Raw genomic sequence first — 17,496 nt, 5'->3', positions numbered from 1 at the left:
GCCGAGCAGGTAGCGCTGCCCGGTGACGACCGCAAACCCCGCGGTGGCCGCGATCACGGCGCGGATCCGGTGGCGAGGCGGTCCGCCCACAGCAGGCCGACGCTTTGCAGCGCCGCCGCGCCGAGCGCGCACACCGCCCCGAGCGGGGTGTGCAGCAGCACCCGCAGCGGATCCGCGCCGATCGCGTACCCCAGTGCGATGCCGCCCAGCGGCAGCGCCGCCAGCAGCAGCGCCGTGGCCTGAGCGCCTGCGGCCTGCGCGGCCGCCGAGGAGCGGGCCCGGACTCCGGCACGGACGTCGGCCTCGAGCCGTTCGACGAGGTCGGCGGCGGGGGCTCCGGTGCGCTCGGCCAGATGCCATACCGCCTCGGTCAGCTCGGCGATGCGTCGCCGCTCCGGGTCGGCGGACAACGGACCCGGCCCGCCATCGTCCGGCTCAGCGCTGGCGGCCGGTGATCCGGCGGACATCGGCACGGGCGGTGGCTTTCCGGCTCGCAGATCGGCGGCGAGCGCGCACAGATCGTCCAGTGCTTGGGAGCGGGCGGTGTCCGCTGCCCGCCGGGCCATGCCGCGGGTCAGGGCCCGGCACCCGAGCGCCGCGTAGACCGCCGCGACCAGCCCGGCGACCAGTCCCGCCACCAGCCAACCGGCGATTGCGGCGAGCCCACCGGCGACCGCGACAACGCGCAGCGGTTGACCGGCAAGAGCTGTCGGCCACGCCTGAAGGGCGGAGCGCAGTTCCGCGAGGATGGGCGACGGGAGGCGCTCCCGGCCCCCGCGCGGACGAAGCGGGTGGCCGCGGGTGGACGGGTGGAGCCGGTGTCGGTTGGCCCGCATCCCGGGCCACGCCGCGACCAGGGCACCGGCGACGAGACAGGCGGCCAGCAGGAACCGGTCGGCCGTCATGCCGGGCCCCGGCTGGACCGCGGCAATGACGGACGCGCCGGTTCCATCAGTACGGCCGGTGCGGCCGCCCCCCGCTCGGACAGCAGCCGGGCGAGCACCGCCGCGCCCGGTCCGGCGCCGTGCCCCCGCCGCCACGCGGGCACGACGGTGGCCAGATGACGTTCGTCCGCCGGACGCAGCACGCTGACGGATTCCAGCACGCGACCCGATTCGGTGCGCCGAAGGTGCAGGATGACCTGGAGCGCGGCCAGTACCTGGGCGTGCAGGGCGGCCCGGGGCAGACCACCGAGCATGCCCAGCGCCTCGAGCCGCGCGGGCACGTCGGCCGGGGTGTTGGCATGCAGCGTGCCCGCTCCGCCGTCGTGGCCGGTGTTGAGCGCACCGAGCAGATCCACGACTTCGCCGCCCCGGCATTCCCCGACCACGAGGCGGTCGGGTCGCATGCGCAGCGCCTGGCGCACCAGGTCGGTCAGGTCGACCGCGCCGGCACCCTCGACGTTGGAGGTGCGGGCCTGTAGCCCGACGACGTGCGGGTGCACCGGGCGCAGCTCGGCAGCGTCCTCCACGAGCACGATGCGTTCGGTGGGCGGGACGAGTCCCAGCAGCGTGCCGAGCAGGGTCGTCTTGCCGCTGCCCGTGCCGCCCACCACCAGGTACGCGAGCCGGGCGCCCACCACGGCGGCCAGCACCGGGGCCACCGCGGCCGGCACGGTGCCCTGTCCCACCAACTCGGCGAGGGTGTACGGGCGGTGCCGGAAGGTGCGCAGCGACAGGTAGGGACCGCTCGTGGCGACCGGCGGCAGCACGGCGTGCAGCCGGGTCCCGTCGGGCAGGCGGGCGTCGGCGTACGGCTGGCCGTCGTCGAGCCGCCGCCCGCAGGCGGCAGCGAGCCGCTGGGCGAGACGGCGCACGTCGTCCGGACCGCCGACGTCCACGGTCACCCGGTGCAGGCCGTGTCCCCGGTCCACCCACACCTCGCGACCGTTGACGAGCACGTCGGTGACCTCGTCGTCGCCGAGCAGCGGGGCGAGCGGCCCGGCGCCGACGAGGTGGTCGCGTACCTCGCCGGCGAGGCGCAGCAGGGTCGTGTCGCCGAGCACCGCCGCCCCGGGTTCGTCGCGCACCGCGGTGACGACCGCGGCGGGGGTCGCCTCGACACCCGCGGTGGCGAACCGCCGCCGGACCCGGTCCGTGAGGGCCGGTCCGAGCGGCGCGCTCATGCCGCGGCCGGGCTGTGGGTGCCGGCCACCAGATCGTCGATCAGGCGGCGGCACAGTTCGGCGAGGGGCCCTCGCCCATCGGCGGCCGGGGCTTCGCCGCGTTCCAGGGCCTGGCAGAGGTGGGGCTCGGGGCGCAGCGTCCCGGCCAGGGGCAGGCCCAGCGCGCTCGCGATCTCCCGGGCCTTGAGCCGCCCCGGCGCGGGGCCACGGACCACCACCTCGAGCCGGTCGCAGTGCACGGCGGCCGCCGCGGTGACCCGGGCCGCGGCGGCGGTGGCCCGCAGCTCGGCGGGGACCACGATGAGGGCCCGGTCGGCGGCCTGCAGGGCCAGGGCCGCCGCATCGTCGAGGTGGCGCGGGAGGTCCGCGACGATCGCGTCGCGCCCCCGGCGGGCGGCGTCCAGCGTGGCCGCCATGGCCTCGCCGGGTACGGCGGGCGGTTCGTCGCGGGAGAACGAGAGCAGCACCAGGTCGCCGCGGTGCGGCAGGGCACGCAGCAGGGCGGGCGGGTCGACCCGGCCGCCCGTGCCGGTGAGGGCGGGCCAGCGCAGGCCGTCGACCTGTTCCCACCCCAGGACGAGGTCGAGCCCGCCGCCGAGCGGGTCGGCGTCGACCAGCAACGTACGCAGGCCCGCGCTGACCGCGGTGACCGCGAGGCCCCCGGCGAGGACACTGGCACCCGCGCCGCCGCGGCCACCGATGACGGCCAGTACCCGCCCGGCACGCGCGTCGTAGCGTTCGGCGAAGCGGTCGACGAGCCACGGCTCGGCCGTGGGCAGCACCGCCACGTGTTCGGCGCCGAACAGCTCGGCGACCTCCCACACGGCCTCGGCGAGCTGGGCACGGCCGACGATGACCACCCGCGGACGGCGGGGCAGACGGGCGCGCAGGCAGGACTCGGCCTGGTCGGCGCCGATGACCACGAGCGGTGCGGCGGTGTAACGGGGGCGGGCGGCGGCCGGGTCGGATGCCACCTCGACCTCGGCGCCACCGGCCGCGGCCAGGCGTAACAGGTCGTCGAGCAGGTCCGGATCGCCGGTGATCACGAGGGGCAGGCGGGGTCCGGAGCGGACGGAGCTAGGGGCACGCATCACGGCCTCCAACGGCGGCGGGTGGTGGGTGCCCACACGCTCCCGGGCCGGTGGGGTGCGGCTCAATCGGCGAACCGTGGTCCTGTGGACGGTGTCCTGTCCTGTGGAGAACCGGTCTGCGGTCACGGGATCTGGTAATGCGAGGGCTACGGTCCGCGCTGGTGGACGGCACCGCCAGGCCGGTTTACCGAGGCCGCGCCCATACGGGAGGACAGCACGCGCATCGGCCGAACGGTTGAATTCCGCTCGTCGACAGCGCCCGTCGTCGATGTGACACAGCGTGGGCGCCCTTGTCGCGAAAGGCGGCGTATTCGCAGGTCACACCGCTTCAGGGTGTGAAGGAAGCATCTCCGGTCGCGTCACGGAAAGCCATCGTGCAACCGGGGGAAAGCCCCCGTTGAGTCCTCGTTGATCGGGCGGTGAGTGGGACACGGCACTCTTTGCGCGCCTTGCCGTGGGGGCGGGCATGGAAGGACAAGCCATGGAACGCATCACGACCTACATCCACGCTGACGACCCGATATCGCGGGCGGGGGTCGCCAGCCAGTTGCGGCCGCGGCCCGAGGTCCGAGTACTCGACTCCGCCCACGTCGAGGACGCGACGGTGTCGCTGGTCGTCGCGGACCGGGTCGGCGAACCGGCACTGCGCGCCATCCGTACCCTGCGGCAGCGCGGGACCAGCGTGGTCCTCGTGGTGGTGGAGCTGGACGACGCGGCGCTCGTCTCCGCGATCGAGGCCGGTGTGGCGGCCCTGGTGCGGCGCGCCGAGGCGACACCGGACCGGCTGGTGTCGGTCATCCGGTCCGCGGCCGCCGGTGAGGCGGCGGTCCCCCCGGATCTGCTGAGCCGCCTGCTCAACCAGGTCGGACAGCTTCAGCGGCAGGTCCTGGCACCGCGCGGGCTGTCATTCGCGGTGCTGGCGGACCGCGAGGTGGAGGTGTTGCGGCTGGTCGCGGACGGCCTCGACACCGCCGAGATCGCCCACCGGCTGTCGTACTCGCAGCGCACGATCAAGACCGTGCTGCACGACGTCACCACCCGGCTCCAGCTGCGCAACCGCTCGCACGCCGTAGCGTACGCGCTGCGCGAGGGCCTGATCTGACGCAACGCGTCGCCCGGGGGTGTCCGCCACCCCCGGGCGACGCGCCGTTCAGGACGTCTTGCCGACCACGGTCACGGCGGCGGTGCAGGGCCGCTTCTCGGGTGCCGGGTTGGCGCACTGGATCGCCACGGTGACCAGTTGCCCCTTGGCATAGCGCACCGGCGTCACGTACGCCTGCGGGAGGTCACGGAAGTTGTCCAGACCGGCCTGGTAGATCACGTCGTCACCCCGCCGGACCTCCAGGAATCCGCTGTCCGCGGCCGGGTTCTGCAGCTGCAGGTCCGTGACGTCGAGCGGCTTGTTCTTCGGCTGGTTCGGGGAGGTGACGGTGCTGAACTTGTTGTTCGGCTTCACCTTGGTCTCGATCCGGAACGAGATGGGCGCCAGCAGCGGGTTACCCGGCGAACCCGGCTCCAGCTTCTTCGCCGGCTTGACGAGGGTCGGGGCGGACGGTGACGGCGCCACGTCCGAGGCCGTACCCGAGGAACCGCCGCCGGTGTCCGAAGCCGCGGCCGCGGCGGCCTTCGACGCCTCGGTGGCCGCCGCCTCGGTGGCCGCCGACTTGACCGCGGGCTTGACCAGCGTGAACCACAGCCCGGCCAGCACCACGGCCAGCGCCAGCGCGGCGATCGCGGTCGCCGCCGCCCAGCGCGGCACGATCGGGTCCTGCTCGAACGTACCGTCGACCGTGCTGGCCGGTCCGCGCTCGGGCTGCACCACCACCTGGAACGGCTTGACCTGCTGCTTGCCGGTCCAGAACTTGCGGCGTGGCACGGCGTTGAGCTTGGCCTGGGTGACCACACCGGGCGGCGCCACGACGGCGGGGCGGGGCACGTCGAACGTCAGAGCGTCGTCCGGGTCCACCGCGCTGAGCTGCGTGCCGACCGCGATGTTGCCCAGGTTCGACACGTCGACCTTGTGCTTGCCCTTGCGGCTGCCGCGGGAGATCTGCGGTACGAGCCTGACCCGCAGCTCCGTGAACGGCGCGATCTCGGCGACCCCCTCGGCGGTCGCCGACCCCCGCGGGTCCTCCAGCGAGGTCGCCCGTACGCCGTAGCGCACCGGGCCCGCGCCGGGCTGGGAGGCGCGCGGCGGTCGCAGATACACCCGCACCTCGCCGACGTCACCGGGGTACAGGTTGACCGTCGGCGGCTCCACCACCGACCAGGCCGCCGCCGGTCCGACCACGTCCACAGTGATCTGGTCGATGACGGTGCCGGTGTTGCGCACGGTCACCGCGCACACCGCTTCCTCGCCCGGAACCACCTCGAGCGACTCGGCGCTCAATGACACTGACACTCCCATGGCGCTGAAGTGTGCGGCGGCCGCCGCGTCCACGGGACGCTCGCGGGGGTACCCGGCCGGGCGCACCCGGCGGCACCAAAGGGCAGTCCGCGCTGCCCCGCAGGACGCCCCGCAGCACTGCGGTGCCCACATCGGATCTCCGTAGCGTCGAGTCACCCAGACTGCGAGGAGACGCCGTGCCCAGGCAGCGCACTCAGGTTCACCGGATGATGCTGGCGGGCGGGCTGGCCGCAGCGCTCGGCACGACAGCCGTGGTGGTGGGCCTGACATTCGCGAACGACTCGGCCGCGGCGGAGGCGGGATCGGGCACCCAGCGGGTCTCGGTGGGCACATCGGGCGCCACGCCCCCGGCGAACGTCTACGACAGCAGTGAACCCGCCATCTCCGCGGACGGCCGGTACGTGGCGTTCACGACCGACGAGCCGTTCGACCCGGTGGACCTGCTCAGCACCTCGCAGGACACGTCGCGCACGGTCCAGGATCCCGGACCGGACGCCGATGTGTACGTACGCGACACCCGGGTCGGCACGACGACGCTCATCTCGCACGGTCTGTGGCTCGACGTCGACAGCGGGGACACCGTCGTGCCCGCGAACGGCAACAGCTCCCAGCCGTCCATCTCGGACGATGGACGGTTCGTGGTGTTCCGCACGAATGCCCGGAACATCGCCACAAGCTTCGAGCAGCACGCGATCGTCGTCTGCGACCGGGACCCGGACGGCAACGGCAGGTTCGAAGGGACCTGCCGGTTCACCGTGGTCAGCGGCGACGATTACGACCCGTCCAACCCGCACATCTCCGGTGACGGGCGACGGGTCTCGTACGACGTCCCGCGACACCGCGTGCCGCAGGTCAGCCTGAAGGCCCACTCGACGCCACTGCCGGGCGCGAAGGCCCCCGCAAAGATGACAGCGGTCCGGAAAGCAGCGGCCCGGAAAGCAGCGGCCCGGAAGGCACCGGGCGACGACATCGACCCGAGCAAGGGCTACATCGAGGTCGTGGAACTGCGCCGTGGCGACGACGGTCGGCTGCTCGTCCCCGCGGATGCCGACCGTGCGTACGTCACGGCCCCGAACGACCTGAACGACGACACGTGGCGGCGGCTGCGGCGCCAGGACCAGTCCACGATGGGCACCCTCGGCACGCACGTCGCGTTCGTGGCCGAGTACTCGGACAGCGAGTCGCCCGCCGTGTACACCGTGCTGGACTACAACGTCAGCACCATGAAGCTGACCCGCCTCGACCTGGACGCCGACGGCAAGACGATCGCCGAGGGCGGACGCGTGTTCGGCGCACCCGCATTGTCCGGGGACGGGCGCCGCTACGCGTTCACCGACAAGAAGGACTTCGGTCCGACCCGCGTGCTGCTGTTCGACCGCGATCCGGATGGCGACGGCACGTTCGGCACGCCGACGGTGGAGGTCGCCTCCCGGAAAGCGGACGGCACCGAGGGTCGGGGCAGCCAGCCGGCCTTCTCGGCGGACGGCCGCTACCTGGCCTTCACCACGCCGACCCCGGGCATGCACAACGGCACGGACGTCGGGAACCGCGACGGTTCCTGCCTCGGCGACAGCTCGTTCTGCGACATCGTGGTCCGCGACGTGATCGTCGACGCGGCCCGCGCGAAGGCCGGGGAGCCCCGCCTGCCCGCCGAACTCGCCTCGCCGTCGACCACGTGCGCGACCAAACCCCAACCCTGCGAGGGTACGGGCGACAGCGGCCTGCTGCGCCCGACGGGCGACGGGTCGAAGGACTATGACCCCAGCACCGAGTCGATGAAGACCGTGTTCGGCCCGGACGGCTCGCCGGTGCTCAGCGCCAACGGATCCGCGGTGGCGTACGGATCGGCGGCCGACGATCTCGTCGGCGACGACGCGAACAAGCACCTGGACGTGTTCAAGCGTCGGTTCGCTCCCGCGCTGGCGGCCGACCCGCAGGACTTCGGGCAGGTGCCGCTCGACTCCCAGGTGCTGCGCGATGTCACGGTGACCCACGTCGGCGCGGGCCCGCTGCGGGTGCGTGAGGTCGTCGTGGACGGCGCGGACTTCGACCTCTTCCCGGGCGAGACATGCACCAGGGACGTGTTGCACGCGTCCGAGAAGTGTGTCGTGTCGATCCGGTTCCGGCCCAGTGCGGACGGGCCGCGCAGCGCGGTGCTGCGGATCAGTTTCGACGGCAGCGACACCCCGCTGGCCGTGTCGCTGACCGGTGCCGGGCTGGCGCCGCCCACGCCGTCCACGTCGCCGTCCACGTCGCCGTCCACTCCGCCGTCCACCCCGCCGTCCACGCCGCCCGCGCCGCCGGGGGTGTTCGCGGCGGCACCGGACCGCCTCGACTTCGGGGGCCGCCCGGTGCTGCGCACCAGCCCGGTCAGGTCGGTGACCGTCCGCAACACCGGCGCCGGACCGCTGCGACTGGGCGTCGTGGGGCTGAGCGCCTCGCTGTTCCGGGACGACTACCGCGTCGCGAAGGACACCTGCACGAACAACACGCTGGCGCCCGGCGGCAGCTGCCGCGTGGACGTGACGCACCGGCCCACCGCGGTCGGTTCGCGCCCGGCCGTGCTGACGATCGGGTACGAGGGGCCCTCGGCGACCGCCCTGAGCTTCCCGGTCAGCCTCACCGGCGCCGGGCTGGCACCCACGCTGGTCTCCAGCCCGACGGTCACCCCGGCGGGCCGGGTCATCCAGGTCCGCGGCACCGGGTTCCCCCCGAACAGCGTCTCCAAGCTGCACCTCACCGGTATGCCCGGCACCACGACCGCGAAGGCACGCGGGGATGGGACGTTCTCCGTGCCGTTCGTGGTGTTCCCGAACACCTGGACCGGAAAGCACCCGTTGACCGCCGATGTGCTCCCCGCGTCCGCGCCGGAGCTGAGTGCCCCGCTGAAGGCCACGCTCGAGTTCGTCATCGTGCCCGGCAGCCCCCTGCCCCCGGACTTCGACATCCGGAGATGAAGGACACCACGGAGAGGACGGCAATGACGCAGCACATCAGCGAGGACGGGGTGCCGCTGCGGGGTGACGGCACACCGTTCCCCAGCGACCCCAGCCAGTGGACGCCGGAGGAACGCGAATACCTCGAGACCTACTACTTCGCCGCGGAGCCGCAGACCGGCATCGAGGAGGAGCAGGTCGCGATGGTCGACGTACCCGACATGGACGGCCACGGGGACGGGAGCGCGATCGCATGACCGAGCGAAGCGAGGGCCTGCGGGAGGGGTGGACAGCATGACCGATGTGGCGAACATCGCCAGCGCGGCCTGGCACGTCATCGAGTCCGGCAAGCCCTCGGCGAGCCTGGCCAGCAACACCTGCAACGCGGTGCCGGCCGGGGTCGCCGACCCGATCAGCTCACTCACCGGCGCTCAGGGACCGAACCGGCTCACCTGGCGCCTGCAGATGGAGAACGCGTTCGGGGTCGAGGTCGTCGACATCGCGTTCGACCTGCGCTGGGAGTACGGCGCCCGCCACCACGGTGGCGGCGCCTTCATCCCGAACTGCTACCTGTACGTGCCGCGCTGCAGCGTACTGTGGGGCTTCGACGTGGACGTCCAGATCAACGTGCACAACCCCAGCAACGCGGGCACGGAGACGGCACCAGTCGCCCGGCTGCCGCTGACCGTCAGCGGTTCGGTGAGCAGCCTCGTCAACACCCGCAGCCTCCAGTGGGACTTCCAGCTCTTCGGTGACGGGAACTACCACACCAGCTGAGCCCGGCCCACGACATCGGCCCCCGCCCTTCCGGGTCGGGGGCCGATGTCGTGTCGGGCGGGCTCACTCCTTGGTGAACAGCTCCACCTCGCTGATGGTCACCTGCTTGCTCTCGGCGTTCGTGTACGTGTCCTGCACGTAGATCTCGACCGAACTCACCTTGCCGCCGCTGTCCAGCTCGAACTCCTGCGGGTCGGTGTGGTCGACCATGTCGAGATCCTGGCCCTGGCCGCTCGGATACACCAGGTGCAGGGTCCTGGGCCGCTGGCTGGCCCGGACGTCTCCGACGATGCCGCCCCGGATCAGCGCCCGGTGCAGCTCCACCGGCTGCTGGAAGGTCAGGGTCAGCCGCCGCGCCCCGGAGACCGGGGTGGACCAGTAGGTGTTCCAGTGTCCGTCGACCGCGGCGTCCGCCGGGTGCTTCTTGTTTACCGGCGTCGACGTGGCCTTCACCGCCCGCACCGGGACGGGCTGGCCGAAGATGAGCTTCTCGGCCCGCCCGCGCAACCCCAGCACCTCGGCGTTGGTGCGTTCCCGCAGCGCGGGCACGAACGCGTACGCGAGGCCGCCCAGCAGCAGCACGACCGCGACGATCCTGCGGAGCGCCGGGAGGATGGACCGCTTGTGCTGACGGCGTTCGCCGGTCCTGGCGACCCCGGTCTCCGCCTCGACGGCGCGCGCCTCGCGCGGCTTGCGTTTCGGCAGGATCCGCTGCCACCACTTGGCGCGGACCACCTCTGCGTCGTTCAGGTCGTTACCGCACCGGCTGCAGAACCGGCGGGTCGGCAGATTGGCCTCGCCGCACTCGCCGCACACCAGGTCGCCCGGCTGCAGCTGGCGGCTGGGCGCGCTGCGCGGCACGGACCGGCGGGCGCGACCACGTTCCTGCGGCGCCACGACCCCGGGATCACTGCCGGGGGTACGGACCGGCAGCGTGCTGACGCCGGGCCCGGGCAACGGATCCGGGGTGATGGCCGGTGTGTCGGTACCGCTGGACAGCGGCGCGACCAGGGCACCCGCGCCGGGTGGCGGAGGCAGGGTGGCCCGGCCCCCGGGCGGCGGCGGCAGCGACCCGGCAGGTCGCCCCGGCGGGGGTGGCAGCGCAGCCCCACCCGGCAGAGGGGGCAGCACGGCCCCATCAGCGGGTTTCACAGGGCCGGAGGTCGGCGCACTCGGCTGCTGGGTCCCGCCGGGTGGCGGCGGAGGAGGCAAGGTGGTCTTGCCGCCCGGCGGCGGAGGCGGCACCGAGCCACCCCCGGGTGGAGGCGGTACCGGCCCGCGTCCGGGTGGAGGCGGCAGGGTGGGCTTGCCACCCGGCGGCGGTGGCAGCGCAGGCTTGCCACCCGGCGGCGGGGGCGGCGCGGGACGGCCACCCGGCGGGGGCGGCACGGCGGGTTTGGCGGCCGGCGGCTTCAGCCCGGACCCACTGCCCAGCGGACCGCCGGGTGCACCCGCCCCACCCGGCATGCCCGGCCGCGTGGGCCGGGGGATCGGGTCGCGGTGGCCGACGTCGGCGTACAGCATGGACTGCACGCGGGACAGCAGGCCCCGTTTGGCGGGCTCCGGCTCCGGTTCCGGCTCGGGGGCGGGCGCGGGCTTCGGCTGCTCGACCCGCTCCCCGGTCCACTCCAGGAACGCGCCGCACGAGCCGCAGAACGAGTCGGACCCGGCGTTGCGGTACCCGCAGTTCTTGCAGACGATCATCGGGTGGTCACCTCCACGACGTGCTGAACGTGTGCGGGCTTGGCGGCCACGACGGCCGCCTCGACGGCCGCGTGCAGGGCGTCCGGCGACCAGCCCAGGTCGGCCGGCACGCGGACGTGGACCCGTACCCATGGGTGGGGGTCGCCGGGTGCGGGCGCGCCCGGGGTGTCCGACCAGGTGGCCCCGCCGCTGTCGCTGATGTCGACGTCCCCGCCGGTCAGCAGTTCCAGGGCGGCGCGCAGCCCGGCGACCGTGCCGCGCAGCCGGTGCAGTTCGGCGGCCCGGGCGACCGTGGCCCGGTGCAGGGGCAGCGGCGCGTTGTCGTTGACCGTCACCCCGACCCAGCCCGCCAGCCACGCCAGGAAGTCCTCCGGTGCCAGCAGCGGGTCGACGTACGATTCGAGGTTGTCCAGGGTGGAGATCACCGGGGCCAGCACGTCGTCGAGCCCGGTGGTGAACCGGACGACGAACGGGTCCTCCTCCTGGTAGACCGCGGGCAGCAGGGTGTGCAGCGGGTACGGGGTGCCCAGCCCCGGCACGGTACCCCTCACCGCGCCGTCACCCGGATCTGGTGCTCGTACGAGAAGACCAGGCTGTTGGCGGGCAGTTCCACCTTGCCCGCGGGCTGGCCGCGTTCCCCGGTGACCGGGTTGGCGCTGAACAGCCGCACGTCGTCGACCAGTTCGACCCCGTCGACGCGCTGGAGCACCCCGAAGACCTCGCCCGCGTGCACCGCCCGGCCGAACGGCCACCCGGTGCCGTCCGGCCCTCCGGTCAGCGGGTTGAGGAACCGGTACAGCGCCTCGGCCGCCGCGGCCTGCACCTTCTCGGCCCGGGCGCGGGGTTTCGCGACGAGCTGCGCGACGACCGTGATGCCCCGGTACATCGGGGGTTCCACGACGACCCGGGTGCCGATGAGGCGCACCGCGTCGAGGCGTTCGGCGACCCGGCGCAGCGTGTCGTCGGAGGGCACCAGGTCGCCGAGGCGCAGTCGGCCGTTGTCGGCGGCGGCGGTCGGCGCGACCAGCACCTTCACCGAGCCCGGCTCGACGCCTTCGGCGCCCGCGGGCAGGCAGCGCACCCGGGCCACCTCGGGCGCGGCCTCGATGCTGATGGTCTCGAAGTCCTCGACGGTGACGGCGCGGCTGCGCGAGCGCAGCAGGATGGGCCCGCGCGCCTTGGCCTGCTCGATGCTCTCGCCGTCCGCGCCGTGCTGGGCGCGGCGCAGGTTCTCCACCCCGGCGACGAACGGAATGGACGACTTGAGGGTGCGGATGGCGCCGGGGCCGACGTTGCCGCGGGCGCCGCCGCCGACGCAGTACCGGCGCATCCGGATCGCCGCTCCGGCCTCCGGGATCGCACCGTACTGGCGGATGCCGCCGTCCTCGGTGCGCAGCGCCGGGCCGAACGCGACCGTGCCGGTCGCGCCGTCGAGCAGGAAATGCCGGTCGTCCGGGCCGCTGTCGGCGAACGTGTCCACCCGGGTCCAGGCCTGCCAGCCGTCGTCCGAGCTGACCTCCAGCTCCGCGTCCACCCCGGCCCGCAACACCGGGGTACGCGACACCGTGAAGCGCTGCCCGGCCACGCCTTCGGCCGTACCCAGGGTCTCGTTCTGGATGAGGTCGGCGTGCAGGGCGGTCATGGTGCCGCCGATGGTGGCCACGGTGAGACCGTCCACGACCGGGGTCATCGTGTACGCGGGCTGGTCGGTCCCGCATTCGGTGACGCGGGCCCGCAGCCAGCCGCCGCGCACGCCGCCCACGACGGTCGGCTGGTGGTCCCCGGGCAGGTGCAGGGTGATCGCGCCGGAGCGGTTGAGCCCGCCGGTGGCGTCGTCGCCGACGTGGCACGGCACCCAGTCCCGCCCGTCGTACGCCTCCCAGGCCAGCGGCGGTTGCAGCGGGTCGACGCCGACGCCGTCGAGGTGGCCGCGGAAGTCGAGGCGGACGGCGCAGCGCGGCGCCGCGTCGGACAGCCCGAGGTACACGGCGTCGCCGGGCGCCGGACGCTCGCCGAAGACGCCGAACGGGTGGGCCTGGTGCAGCGCCTCGGTGCAGTCGAGAAACGACTCCGCGCCCGCCCCGAGGGTCAGCACGTGCGTCAGCGCGACCGGGACGATGGGCAGGTCCTCGACGGTCGCGAACGTGATGGACTCGCTGGTCTCGGTGCGCGGGGTGCCCGCCTGGGTGCCTGCGGCGATGGTCAGCGGGGCGGACGCGGGTGCGGACAGCCAGAACGTCACCGGCGCCTCGGCGGGCACGGGCGGCACGAGTTGCAGCCCGATGAGGTCGAGGAATTTCAGGTACAGCCGGTCGGGCACCCGGTTGAGCCGGAACAGCAGCTGATCGGTCATGAACGCGAACGTCTCGATCAGCGTGACGCCCGGGTCGGACACGTTGTGGTCCGTCCACTCCGGACAGCGCTGCATGACCATGCGCTTGGCGTCGTTGACCAGGTCCTGGAACCGGCGGTCGTCGAGGTCGGGGGTGGGCAGGGCCATCAGTAGTCGCTCTCGGGGTCGTCGGGGATCGTGTAGAACGGGAAGACCAGGTTCCGGTGGTCGTTGGTGTCCTTCGGCCGGTACGTGATCTCGATGTACAGCACGGACGGGTCGTCCTCGGCGGGATTGACCTCCACGTTCACGACGTCCACCCGGGGCTCCCAGCGCAGCAGGGCGCGGCGCACCTCGGCGGTCAGTTCCGCGACGGTGTCGAGGGTGCCCGCGCGGAACACGAAGTCGCGCAGGCGGCAGCCGAAGTCCGGCCGCATCGGCCGCTCCCCCGGGTACGTGGACAGGATCAGCCGCATCGCCTGCACCAGCTCGGTGTCGCCGCGCACCAGCGCGATCCCGCCGGTCGCCGCGACCCCGGTGGGGAACGCCCACCCGGTCCCGATGAAGTCCGTGCTCACGCTGCGCCCTCCCGGCCCTCGCTGTGCTCGGTCATGCCGGTCATCCGCCCAACTTGATCTGCTGGGAACTGATCTCGACCTGGGCACCCGAGATCTTGACCGACTGCTGGGCCTTGAGTTCGAGCTGGTTGCCGCCGTCGATGGTGACCGAGCCGCCCGCACCAGCCTTGATCGAGATGGTGCCCTGGGGGCCGCACGTGATCTCGACGGCGCCGGTCGGCGTGGTCGGCTCGCACGTGATCTTCAACGTGCCCGCCTTCTGGTCGACCGCGAAGCCGATCTTGCGGTCCTTCGTCTCCAGCGCGAACTCCGACGCCAGCGCGGGCCCCGCCCCCGGCGGCGGGGGCAGCTCGTCGTGGAACACCAGCCGGTTGCCCGCGCCGCTGACGAAACCGCGCCGCACCACCTGCGCGGTCATCCCGCTGGACTTGACCGCGTCGCCGCCCAGATCGAAGTCCGTGTGCGCGTTCCGCAGCCCACCCAGGACGTACGGGCGGCGCGGGTCGCCGAACTCGAAGCCGATCAGCACCTCATCGCCGACCTCCGGGGTGAACAGCCCCCCGGACTTCTTGCCCGCCCCGAACTGCGCCACCCGCGCCCAGTCCGACTCGTACGACGGCGACAGCCACGGCAGCGCCACCTTGACCCGGCCCCGGGTGTCCGGGTCGTTGTTGTTCGTGACGATCCCGCACACCAGGCCGGGGATGCGGGTCGGTTCGCCCTGGGTGGCGCCCAGCGAGGCGAGGCCGAGCAGCGAGCGTTCCTGCCGCCCGCTGACGAAGAACCGGGTCCGGTAGCCACCCTCGGCCTCGTCGAACACGTGCCGGGCGTTGCTGATCGTCCACGTGCCCGCGAACGCGGAGGGCACCCCGGCGATCTCCACCTGCGTACCCGCTTGCAGGTCGGGGCTGCCCAGGGCGTACCCCTCCGCCTCGGCGAACGAGCTGCCCACGTGCTCGGCGAGGCCGTTGGCCAGTTCCTCGGCGGCCCGGTCCACCCCGGAGCCGGTGGCCACGGGCCGGTCCACCACCGCGTACGCGGACGCGCTCGGTGCCACGCCCAGATCCGGCAGGCCCGGGATCGCGGGCAGCGACACCCCGAGCGGGTTCGCCAGCCCGAACGCGCCCGCCAGCTCGTCCGGTCCCTTCGACAGCTGCGCCGTGCCGGAGCGCACCGGCTTGGTCTTGGTCACCGCCTTGGCCTGCTCCGGATCCCAGAACCGCACCTCGACCTCGGTGGTCAGGTTGGCGCCGGTGACCCGGGGCAGGAAGGTCAGCAGGTTGTCCTTGAACGTGAGCTTCGGCTTGCCCCGCCCGACGAGGTCGGCGATCGCGTCGAGGAAGCCACCCGCGGACGGCAGGCCCGGCGGCTTACGGAAGAAGAACTCCCCGTCGCTGACCCCGGTTTCGTAGCCGACCTCGCGGGCCCGCTGCTTGATGAAGTCCCAGTCGGTCTGCGCCACCTGGGCCAGATGGTCGTGGGTGGTGGCGGTGGAGTCGATCGTGCCGATCCGCACCCGGGCGTCCTGCGCGACCTTGCGCACCGCGTCCGAGTCGGAGCTGTTCACGAACGTACGGGTACGCCGGGCCCGCTGCAGCCGGTGCGCCTGCTCGTACCCGCGTACCACGGTGTAGATGTTCAGGTCGGCGCAGACCGCCTCGATGGAGGTGACCTCGCCCGCGATGAGCTTCTTGGAGTCGGTCGAGTCGGCCGCGCCGCCGTGCACCTCGACCGGCGTACCGATGGACAGCCCCGCGGTGTCGAGCAGGTCCCCGCCCTCGTCGAAGAACGTCAGCTCGAACATGTCCGGCAGGTGCACGTGGGTGTCCACGACCGCCCGGACCAGGTAGCGCTCCGCGGTGGGTGACAGCGGCAGCTTCGCCACGCCCACCTTCACCCCGGCCCGGACCACCCCGCCCCGGTCGCCGAACGGGTTCACGGCATCTCCTCCGGGTTCGGCAGGTACACCCGGTCGCCGGGGCGGACCCGCAGCGGATCCTCGATGCCGTTGGCCTCGGCCAGCTGGCGCCAGCGGCCGGGACTGCCGTACTGATCGGTGGCGATGCGGGCCAGCGAGTCGCCCGCGGTGACCGTGTGCGCCTTGCGGCCCGGCAGGCCCGCCGAGGTGGGGTTCGTGGCCAGCAGGCTGAGCAGGCTGGGCTGCTGCTGCAGCCGGATGGTCACCTCGGCGCGGACCGGCGAGCCGTTGGGCGCGAACCGGTTGTAGGTGACGCTGACGTTGGTGATGTTCGCTTCGATCAGGAACGACGGTCCCCACGAGAAGATCACCTTGGGCGGACGGGTGATCAGGTTCTTGCCGGCCAGCGCGGACAACGCCGCCCCCGCCAGCGCACCGAGCATGCCGCCGCCCGGACTCATCCAGTCCATCAGCTGGTCACACCGCGACTTGGTGTTGCTGCCGAGGAACGTGACCCGGTTGAGGGTGAGGATCGGCGGGCTCGACTTCTTGAAGATGCTCGGCGAGGAGCCGGCCGGGCTGCCGCTGTTGGAGCTGCCGCTTCCGTACGAGCCCATCGACGACTGCCGGGACATGAGGATCTGATCCGGGTTGAGGTCGAAGGAGACCTCACCGGGGGGCATCTCGCAGATGATCGACGCCTGGGCCATCACAGGAACCCTTCGTGGACGAGTTCGAGCGTCTCCTCGGCGACCCGGCTGCCGGTGGCGTCGAGGTCGGGCCCGGCCCACCGGGACGGGTAGACGTTGCGCAGCGTCCACGACGCCACCGCGGTGCCCGCGGCGTCGAACAGCTCGATCTCCGCCGTACGCGGGCCGAAGTCGCGCGGCGACGCCGCGTTGTACCAGCCGCTCACCACGCCGTGCAGCCAGCGCTGCACGATCGCCGACTCCTGCGGCGACATGGCGCGGCGCAGCGTGATGGCCCGGTACTCCACCCGGTCGGGCAGGATCACGCTGTACTCGTAGTTGCCGCCCTCGCTCACCTGCGTGTTCTTGAACTCCACGGAGAGTCCCGCGCAGGTGGCCCAGCTGCCCAGGTTGATGCCGTCGACGCTGACCCGGAAGCGCATCGACATGCCCAGGCGGGCATTCTGCGACAACTGCTGCATCAGAACTTCTTCTCGTCCAGGAGGAAGCCCATGTGGTGCAGTTCGAGCGTCTCGGTCGCGACCTTGCTGGCGCCCGCTTCGAAGCCGCTGACGGACCAGCGCAACGGCATGACGTGCTTGAGGTCCCAGCCGGTGATCTCCTCGCCCATCGAGTCGAGCAGGGTCACCATGCCGGTCTGTGGCTCCCACTTGAACGAGGTGGAGTCGAGCCACTTGCGGACCAGCTGGCTCTCCTTGGACGCGGCCCGCGTCAGCTTCACCACGGAGTAGTGGGTGTTGGCCGGGAAGTACCACCGCTGGTTGCCGCCGTCCCCGGCCCGGTACTCGGCGAGGTCCCACTTGACGTCCAGGCCGTCCACCTGCGACCAGCTGCCGAGGTCGTACTGACCGTTGTCGATCTTGACCTTGAACCGGTTGGCCATGCCGAGCATGGTGGTGTCGGTGAGCGCCATGCCTC

16 protein-coding genes are annotated in these 17,496 nt (G+C 72.8%); 4 read left to right on the top strand and 12 right to left on the bottom strand.

Annotated features, from left to right (window positions below):
- Positions 1 to 53: 53 nt before the first annotated feature.
- From ACMCNO_RS03670 to ssd, 3 genes are read right to left on the bottom strand one after another with little or no spacing between them, the layout of a single operon-like run.
- Positions 54 to 905, bottom strand: coding sequence for a type II secretion system F family protein (locus ACMCNO_RS03670; protein WP_412748002.1), 852 nt, complete (start codon positions 903 to 905; stop codon positions 54 to 56).
- Positions 902 to 2,125: a TadA family conjugal transfer-associated ATPase gene (locus tag ACMCNO_RS03665; protein ID WP_412748001.1), complete on the bottom strand. Its 1,224-nt coding sequence runs from the start codon at positions 2,123 to 2,125 to the stop codon at positions 902 to 904. Before ACMCNO_RS03665 ends, ACMCNO_RS03670 begins: the two co-directional genes overlap by 4 nt.
- Positions 2,122 to 3,168, bottom strand: coding sequence for a septum site-determining protein Ssd (ssd, locus tag ACMCNO_RS03660; protein WP_412753602.1), 1,047 nt, complete (start codon positions 3,166 to 3,168; stop codon positions 2,122 to 2,124). The genes ACMCNO_RS03665 and ssd overlap by 4 nt, the downstream gene beginning before the upstream one ends.
- Before the next feature lie 529 nt (positions 3,169 to 3,697).
- Between ssd and ACMCNO_RS03655 the strand changes: the two genes are divergently transcribed.
- Positions 3,698 to 4,318: a LuxR C-terminal-related transcriptional regulator gene (locus ACMCNO_RS03655; RefSeq protein WP_412748000.1), complete on the top strand. Its 621-nt coding sequence runs from the start codon at positions 3,698 to 3,700 to the stop codon at positions 4,316 to 4,318.
- A gap of 48 nt (positions 4,319 to 4,366) precedes the next feature.
- Here ACMCNO_RS03655 and ACMCNO_RS03650 read toward each other — a convergent pair whose 3' ends face one another.
- On the bottom strand, positions 4,367 to 5,623 hold the full coding sequence (locus ACMCNO_RS03650) for a hypothetical protein (protein ID WP_412747999.1): 1,257 nt from the start codon (positions 5,621 to 5,623) through the stop codon (positions 4,367 to 4,369).
- A gap of 176 nt (positions 5,624 to 5,799) precedes the next feature.
- On the opposite strand from ACMCNO_RS03650, the gene ACMCNO_RS03645 reads away from it, so the two are divergent.
- The 3 genes from ACMCNO_RS03645 to ACMCNO_RS03635 are packed head-to-tail and all read left to right on the top strand — an operon-like array spanning position 5,800 to position 9,336.
- The gene (locus tag ACMCNO_RS03645; RefSeq protein ID WP_412747998.1) at positions 5,800 to 8,580 is read left to right on the top strand and encodes a choice-of-anchor D domain-containing protein; all 2,781 of its coding nucleotides are present in this window, start codon (positions 5,800 to 5,802) and stop codon (positions 8,578 to 8,580) included.
- A 23-nt stretch (positions 8,581 to 8,603) separates the two neighbouring features.
- Positions 8,604 to 8,816 (top strand): hypothetical protein, encoded by a 213-nt coding sequence (locus tag ACMCNO_RS03640; protein WP_412747997.1) that lies wholly within the window; start codon positions 8,604 to 8,606, stop codon positions 8,814 to 8,816.
- A 37-nt stretch (positions 8,817 to 8,853) separates the two neighbouring features.
- Positions 8,854 to 9,336, top strand: a complete 483-nt coding sequence (locus ACMCNO_RS03635; protein WP_412747996.1) for a hypothetical protein — start codon at positions 8,854 to 8,856, stop codon at positions 9,334 to 9,336.
- 63 nt (positions 9,337 to 9,399) lie between these two features.
- Here ACMCNO_RS03635 and ACMCNO_RS03630 read toward each other — a convergent pair whose 3' ends face one another.
- From ACMCNO_RS03630 to ACMCNO_RS03595, 8 genes are read right to left on the bottom strand one after another with little or no spacing between them, the layout of a single operon-like run.
- On the bottom strand, positions 9,400 to 11,040 hold the full coding sequence (locus tag ACMCNO_RS03630; protein WP_412747995.1) for an NADase-type glycan-binding domain-containing protein: 1,641 nt from the start codon (positions 11,038 to 11,040) through the stop codon (positions 9,400 to 9,402).
- Positions 11,037 to 11,591, bottom strand: coding sequence for a phage tail protein (locus tag ACMCNO_RS03625; RefSeq protein WP_412747994.1), 555 nt, complete (start codon positions 11,589 to 11,591; stop codon positions 11,037 to 11,039). The genes ACMCNO_RS03630 and ACMCNO_RS03625 overlap by 4 nt, the downstream gene beginning before the upstream one ends.
- The gene (locus ACMCNO_RS03620; RefSeq protein WP_412747993.1) at positions 11,588 to 13,540 is read right to left on the bottom strand and encodes a putative baseplate assembly protein; all 1,953 of its coding nucleotides are present in this window, start codon (positions 13,538 to 13,540) and stop codon (positions 11,588 to 11,590) included. Before ACMCNO_RS03620 ends, ACMCNO_RS03625 begins: the two co-directional genes overlap by 4 nt.
- Complete coding sequence (locus ACMCNO_RS03615) at positions 13,540 to 13,950, bottom strand: GPW/gp25 family protein (RefSeq protein WP_412747992.1); 411 nt, start codon at positions 13,948 to 13,950, stop codon at positions 13,540 to 13,542. Before ACMCNO_RS03615 ends, ACMCNO_RS03620 begins: the two co-directional genes overlap by 1 nt.
- Before the next feature lie 40 nt (positions 13,951 to 13,990).
- On the bottom strand, positions 13,991 to 15,889 hold the full coding sequence (locus ACMCNO_RS03610; RefSeq protein ID WP_412747991.1) for a phage baseplate assembly protein V: 1,899 nt from the start codon (positions 15,887 to 15,889) through the stop codon (positions 13,991 to 13,993).
- Positions 15,886 to 16,578: a LysM peptidoglycan-binding domain-containing protein gene (locus tag ACMCNO_RS03605; protein WP_412747990.1), complete on the bottom strand. Its 693-nt coding sequence runs from the start codon at positions 16,576 to 16,578 to the stop codon at positions 15,886 to 15,888. The genes ACMCNO_RS03610 and ACMCNO_RS03605 overlap by 4 nt, the downstream gene beginning before the upstream one ends.
- Positions 16,578 to 17,039 carry a phage tail protein gene (locus ACMCNO_RS03600; protein ID WP_412747989.1) on the bottom strand — a complete coding sequence of 154 codons (462 nt, stop codon included), beginning with the start codon at positions 17,037 to 17,039 and terminating at the stop codon, positions 16,578 to 16,580. The genes ACMCNO_RS03605 and ACMCNO_RS03600 overlap by 1 nt, the downstream gene beginning before the upstream one ends.
- Positions 17,039 to 17,491, bottom strand: a complete 453-nt coding sequence (locus ACMCNO_RS03595; protein WP_412747988.1) for a phage tail protein — start codon at positions 17,489 to 17,491, stop codon at positions 17,039 to 17,041. The genes ACMCNO_RS03600 and ACMCNO_RS03595 overlap by 1 nt, the downstream gene beginning before the upstream one ends.
- Positions 17,492 to 17,496 lie beyond the last annotated feature (5 nt).

It is taken from the genome of Krasilnikovia sp. M28-CT-15 (assembly GCF_047159595.1).
Taxonomy (GTDB): Bacteria; Actinomycetota; Actinomycetes; order Mycobacteriales; family Micromonosporaceae; genus Actinoplanes.
The sequence above is the reverse complement of the archived record's forward strand: the minus strand, read 5'-3'. Positions and strand labels throughout refer to the sequence as shown.